We start from the raw sequence: 7662 nt of genomic DNA on the forward strand, positions 1-7662 counted from the left end.
AGCAGACGCCGAAGCACAACAAGCTAAACTTGCTGCAGAAGCAAAAGCGAAAGCAGACGCCGAAGCTCAACAAGCTAAATTAGCTGCTGAAAATAAAGCAAAAGCAGATGCAGAAGCTCAACAAGCTAAACTTGCTGCAGAAGCAAAAGCTAAAGCCGATGCAGACGCACAACAAGCAAAATTAGCTGCAGATGCAAAAGCCAAAGCTGATATGGCCGCTGAACAAGCAAGATTATTGGCTGATCAAAAAGCGAAAGCTGATGCAGAAGCAAATGAAAAACTGAAAGCCGAAGAAGAAGTAAGACAATTAAGACTTGCTGAAGAAGCGCAACAAGCGAAGTTGCTTGCAGACGCTAAAGCGAAAGCTGATGCAGATGCACTTGCAAGAGCCGCTGCTACAGATGAGGCAGGAAAGGCAATTGATAATTTAGCACTTTCATTAGATGAATCTGCTAAAACTCAAGATGATTTATTAACACAGTTTAATGCTAGTGTGGCAAATAAACAAAAAGATCTTGATGACTTAAAAGAAGAAAACGATTTAAGTGATAAAGGAATTTACAAAGAGCCAAAACCTTTCAAAAGTGTTTCAGCTGAAAATAGTCAGATAGAAGCTTTAAAATTACAAATAGCTGAAGCAAACAGAATTCAGAAAGATGAAATTGCAAGGCTAACTAATTTATATAACGAAAGACTTAAAAAATTCCCTAATAAAAATGATGCAACAAACAGGGCTTATTTAGAAAAAATAAACCAATTGAAAGCGGCACAATTAAAAATGGAAGCGGATAGTGCAGCATTACTTGCGAATTTAGAACGCATTAAAGCTGAAACTGAAATTGAGAAGAAACGAAGAATTAAGCAGGCAGCATATGAGAATGATCAAGGAAGATATGCACAGGATTTAGCGGCTCTTAAACGTATAAAAGAAACTACGAAACCAAGTAGTACGCCGTTAACTGCAAGTGATTTTGATTTTGGTGAAGACCAGTCGAACATGCAGATTATAAAAAATATTAAAAATGCTGACAGCGGTTTTTATTTGATTATTGCAGTTCACAGCAGTGTTGAAAAAAGAGATGAATTCTTAACTAAAGCGGTGGCCGCTGGACGTACAGATGTTAATTTCTTCTACAACGTAACAACAAGTAAATATTACATCTATTACGAAAAAGTCGATGGATTACAAGAAGCTCAAAAAGCAATGGAGTCTAAAGGAAATGCGCCATACAACGGGAAAATGGCGATAGTAAAAGTGGAGAATTAAGAATTGTAAATAATAATATGGACGGCAACTTCTTTTATTAGAAGGACATATAAAAATTAAAAATAAATAAGATTACAAAATTGTTTTTTGAATGCCCCTTCAACAGGCAATTAGTTAAACTGAAACTATAATACTATGAAAAAACCTACTACATTAAAATCACTTTTAGTTGTATTATTTTTTATACAAAGTTTTATTGTCTTCTCTCAGAAAAATTTCACCGCTCGCTTTGATCAGAGTTTAAAGGGTGATATGCTTTTGATAGGGAATAATATTTTGAATAGAGATGTAAGGAATGGTCAACGGCCAAATGACGCCTTTAATGCAACTGACAAAAACAATAATGATCTCAACATGCAGTATGTTGATGTCGATAATGACAATACTACCTTTAGCTCTAGTTCGGCTAATTTAGTTATCCCGACTGGTAGTAGAGAATGTTATAAAATTGTTTATGCAGGACTTTATTGGGCTGGTATTTATAGTAAGGGTGCTGTTGATAATGGAAGTGTTAATCGTGCTAATTTAGGTTCGATTAAATTTAAACTTCCTGGTCAGACTACCTATAATAGTATTACGGGGTCATTAATATATGATTACTATCCATCAACTTCGAATGGTGATCAGATGCCTTATGCGTATTACTATAACGCGACATCATTAGTACAGGCATTAGCAAATCCTGAGGGAACTTATACTGCAGCAAATATTATAGCTGCAACAGGTACTATCAATGGTGGATATTCTGCAGGCTGGAATTTATTTATTGTTTACGAAGATCCTAAGTCATCTGCAAAATATATCACAACTTTTGATGGTTTCCGTTGGATTCAGGCTAATAGTGGTGCAGTTACATATGATATTTCGGGTTTTAAAACTATTCCAACAGGAGTTGTTAAATCAAAGCTGGCATTTGCTGCTTTAGAGGGTGACGTTAACCTTACAGGTGATCGTTATGCCATAAATAATACAGATATATCTACAACAGAACGTGCAATAGATAACTTTTTTAATAGTACAATTAATGATGTTAATGGACCTTTAGCTGGCAGAAATCCAAATAGCGGGAATACGCTTGGTTTTGAGGCGGGTATTATTAATCTGAATAATGCCTCGAATTCCATTATTAAAAACAATGATACTTCGGCACAATTAAAGCTTAGTACTGGAGGAGATGGTTATGGACTCTTTTTTAATGCCTTTAATGTTGAAATTATTGAGCCTAAAATTGTTCTGACAAAAATTGTAAAAAATGCTGCGGGGGTTAATATAGGTGGTCAAAATGTAACCTTGGGCCAACAGTTAAATTACGAGATTGGATTCAAAAATACCGGAAATGATAATGCGACCTCTTTTACGATAAGGGATCAATTACCAATAAATATTATTTTTAATTACCCTACGGATATTGTTTCATTGCCATCAGGGGTTACGATTCAAAGTTATAATCCAACAACAAGAAATATTGTTTTTGCAGTTAATAATAACGTTGTTAAAGTTGGTGATCCTGAAAAAATTATCAGTTTTAAGGTTCAGGTTGTTCCAGATTGCCATATGTTAAGTGAGGCATGTTCAAACAGTATTGATAACTCAGCATATGCTACTTATAAAGGTACACAAAATACGACTTTTACAATTTCTGATGATCCGAGTGTTAACACTAACACAGGATGTATTCTTGTTCCAAAAGCGACTAACTTTTTAGTTGGTGTTGATGGTTGTAAGTTTACTGAAAATGTTACTTTATGTGGAGAAAGTATTAACTTGGTTGCAGCAAACGGATATACAAATTATACATGGTATAGTGATGAAGCCCGTACAAACCAAATAGGAACAGGACAAACTTTTAATGTAAAAAATCCTGGTACTTATTATGTTTACAATTTAGCAGCTGCGCCTTGTAGATCTATTTATCAATCTTTTGTTGTAACAAGATTTGGTAATACTACAGAAAATCCGGTTATTCCTTTTGCAGATCAGGTAGTAACTTGTAGCAATGATGGGAAAAAATTACCTAATATTTTCTTGTGTGGTGCTAATGCATCAAGACAAATCACAACCAATATTTCGGATGCAACAAGTATTGTTTGGGAAAAGTTAAACGAGGCAAGTTGTACGGCCGTAACCAATCAGAATTGTGCAAACGAAAGCACCTCATGTACATGGGCTTCTGTTGGTAGTGGTGCTAATTATACAGCAAGTATTGCAGGACAATATCGTTTAACATTAAATTATAGCGGTGGATGTTTTAACCGTTTTTACTTTAATGTTTTTACCAATTCATTAAATGCGACAGAAACACATGAAGATATTATTTGTGGACTTAATGGAAAAATTACCATTAATGGTGTTCCTGCAGGATACGAATATGCTCTTAGTACTGATCCTAACGGAGCTGTAGGAGCTTATCAGACAAGTAATATTTTTACTATTACTAATCCAAATTCGTACACTGTTCATATTAGACAAATTGGTGTTACATCTAATCCTTGTATTTTTAAAGTTCCTGGTATTTTGATCAGAAAAAGAGATTTACAAATTAGCACTCTTGTAACTCAGCCATCATGTTTTGGTGAAAAAGGAACAATTAAGGTTGGAGCGCTTAATATTGATCCTCAATATTATTACACCATTTATGATGGTAACACTGTGGTTAATACTGTAGGTCCGGTTTCAGACTCAGATTATACATTTAATAACTTAACTCCGGGAATCACTTATAGAGTAAGAGTTACTAACAGACCTATTAATGCTACACAGAATTGTGATGTTTCTGAATACATCTATATACAGCAACCAGTAAGTCAAATTGTTGCAACGGCTGCTTTAGTAGAACCATTAACTGCATGTAGTGATGGAAAAATTGTTATTTCAGCGACTGGAGGAAATTATGCGCCATATTTTTACTTTATAAATGGGTCATCTACTTTTCAAACTTCAAATGAAATTATAGTAACAACTCCGGGTAAATATGATATTAGAGTTGTTGATTCTAAAAATTGTGAAACAACAACATCTATTACTGTTGCAAATAATGCAAAACCAACTTATATTATTAATAATACAAACAGTAATTGTTATAATGATAATGCTCAAATAAGTGTTAACGTTACTAATGCTAGTGGATATAGTATGTCTTACAGTATTAATAATGGAGGAACTTATCAAACTAATCCGGTTTTCTCAAATTTACAACCAGGGACATATAATGTTATAGTGAGATATGGTATTTCATATATACCACAATGGCAGTCTCAGCCTCAAATGAAATATTGTACAGAACCTGCAAAACAAGTTATAATTGCAGGACCAACTTCTGCTGTGACTGCTTCAGGTGGTGTTGCAGAATTGGCTGGTTGTACACTTTCTCAACAAGGTGGTAAATTAAGAATCAACAATGCACAAGGCGGAACTGCTCCTTACCAATATAGTTTTGATGGTGGTGCTACATGGCAGGCTTCAAATGAAAAAGATGTATTGCCAGGAAGTTATATCTTAAAAATTAAAGATGCTTTAGGTTGCGAATACACTATTCCTTATGATGTTGTTTTAGATCAAAAACCGTCGGAACCAACTATTAAAGTAGAAGATCCTGTATTTAATTGTAATGGTAGTGCGACAAGTACAGTTACAGTTACAAATGGTACATCTGCTAATTATTCTTATGAATATTATTTAAATGGTGTTGCTAATACACCAATTACTAATAATGTATTTTTAAACGTTCCTTCTGGATCTCATACAGTTTCTGTTAAATATAACGTAACTACTGTTTCTACTTATAGTAACTTATTACAAGAAGATTTCGGTAAAGGTGGTTATACAACAATTCCTGGAATTAGTCCACTTTATTGTTATGAAGATGAAACAACACCCCACCCTGTAGGTTGGCCGGCTTTATGTGGTGATATTAATGACTATCAAATAAATGATGGTAAATATGCTGCTGCTAGCTCGATTAAAACCAATTTCGGAAATTCATGGATTTTTGCTAAAGATCACACCTTACCGGCCGATCCTTTAGGTAGATTTTTATGTGTAAATGTTGGAAAAAGTGCAGGAGTTGGAGGAATATTATATAGCAAACCAATTAAAGATGTCATTGTAAATCAACCTGTAATTATTTCACTATGGGCTGAAAATCTAATTGTTAAAACATCAACTACTCACGATGATCCAAAATTGACAATCCAATTAGTTAATAACTTAAATGGAGTAGGTGGTACCGAAACGATTGTAGCAACAACAGATACTGCAAACCCATGGGTAGTTCCTAAATCTGAGAAATGGGAATACAAAGAATTATCATTAAACCCAGGAACCTATAATAATTTAAGTTTTGTTATTCGTTCGTATAGTATTCAATTTAATGGTAATGATGTTCTTTTAGATGATATCTGGGTTCGTCAAATACCTAAATCATGTATTGCAACTAAAGATTTCCCAATTGTTATTGATAGTAATAAGGCGTTTACAGCAGCAGTTACAGGATTTAAAGATGTTAAATGTAACGGAGGTAATGATGGAGAAATCACTATTTCTGCTCAAAACTTTAAACTTCCTTACGGATTCGATTATTCGTTAGATGGTACTACTTGGATTAACTCTAAAGTTTCTCCGGTAACTGCTACGGGATTAACTAGTAAAACATATAATATTCAAGTACGTTTTGATGCTTCTGCTACAAGTTGTATTGTACCATTAACACAACAAGTAAAAGCACCAACAGCCGTAACAATTACAGCTACGGTTACTAAGCAGCCTACATGTACTACAGGTGCAACTATAACCGCTGTGGCATCAGGAGGAACACCTGCATACCAATATGAATTAAGACAATCAAATGGTTCTACAGTAGTTACTGCATTCCAGAGTTCAGGCGTTTTCACAAATGTTCCTGCTGGTACTTATACCGTAGTAACCCGTGATGCAAACTCTTGTTCTTCTCCGGCTTCGACTGTAGTTACGGTAACATCATCAGTTCCACCAACGGCAACATTGGCGGCGACTTCAGATTTATGTTATGACACGGTTAATCAATCTACACTTGTTGTTTCAGTAACTGGAGGAACAGGAGCTTTAACTTATAGTTTAGATGGACAGCCTGCTCAAACTTCAAATACATTTACAAATGTTGGACCTGGTACTCATAATATCGTAGTAACAGACAGCAACAGTTGTACTTCTTTAATAAATAATATTGTAATTGCACCTCAATTATTAGGTAATGCTACAATTTCAAAAACATTAGATTGTACTAGTGCATCTCCAGATGCTACTATTACGGTTGATATTACCGGAGGAAACAGTGCCTTTACATACAAAGTGAAAAAAGGAGCAGGAGCTTACGGAGCAAGTATTGCCATAACCGGAACATCTTTTGTTTATTCTGCAAGTACAGCAGATACTTATACTTTTGAAATTACAGATTCTAAAGGATGTATTACTACTGTAAACGCAATCATAAATCCAATCGTAAACCCAACAGTTACTGCTACAAAAGTTGATGCTACTTGTAATGGTGCTTCAACGGGTTCTGTACAATTAGTTGGCGCAGGAGGTTCAGGAGGATATACTTATTTATTCTACAATAACACAGTAACACCTGTTCCTACCGCATTTATTGCACAATCTAATTATACTGGTTTAGCTGCTGGAACTTATTCTTACCAGTTAATGGATAGTAAAGGTTGTAAATCTGCAGTTGGAACTATTACAATTGCTCAACCAACTACTTTAACAGCTACTGCAAGTGCAACTACATTTACATGTAACACATCAAATGTAAAACAAGCGGCTACTGTTACAATTGCAGTTCCAACAACGGGAACAGCTCCTTATGAATATAGTTTTGACGGAGGAACAACATTTACAAGTACTCGTACATTATCTGTTACAGATAATGGTACTAATCAAACTATTTCTTATGTAGTTAAAGATGCTCAGGGTTGTAAAACAGGTGTTCAGACTATTACGATTAATAGACTAAATCCACCAACAAATATCACGTTTAGTGCTGCAGCAGTTACTTGTACAGCAACTACAACTACTGTTACAGCAACAGCTACAAATGGTGTTGGAACTATAACATACTCAATTACATCACCAGCAGCTTCTGTAACTTCAAATACTACAGGTGTTTTTGCAGGACTAGCAGCGGGAACTTACAATTTTAGAGCAACTGATGCTAATGGATGTTATTTTAATAAATCATTTATTATCAATGCGGTTACTCCAATAGTAATTACTGCTAACAAAGACAGCGATGTATTGTGTAAAGGCGGTTCAACAGGTAAAGTAACTTTCACCGTTTCAGGCATTGCAACAGCAGGAGCTTATACTCATACTTTGACAGCAGGAACAGGAACTATTACTAAATCTGGAAACACATTAAC

The 7662-nt window shown here is 34.9% G+C and carries 1 protein-coding gene and 1 pseudogene; both read left to right on the plus strand.

Features of this window, described 5'->3' with window-relative positions; translation table 11 throughout:
• A pseudogene (locus tag RT99_RS15030) lies at positions 1 to 1267 on the plus strand (hypothetical protein); the annotation flags it as partial.
• A gap of 135 nt (positions 1268 to 1402) precedes the next feature.
• On the plus strand, positions 1403 to 7662 hold a 6260-nt coding region (locus RT99_RS15035; RefSeq protein WP_042565583.1), incomplete at its 3' end, for a hypothetical protein.

Origin of the sequence: Flavobacterium sp. MEB061, assembly GCF_000834715.1 — a bacterium.
Lineage (GTDB): Bacteria > Bacteroidota > Bacteroidia > Flavobacteriales > Flavobacteriaceae > Flavobacterium > Flavobacterium pectinovorum.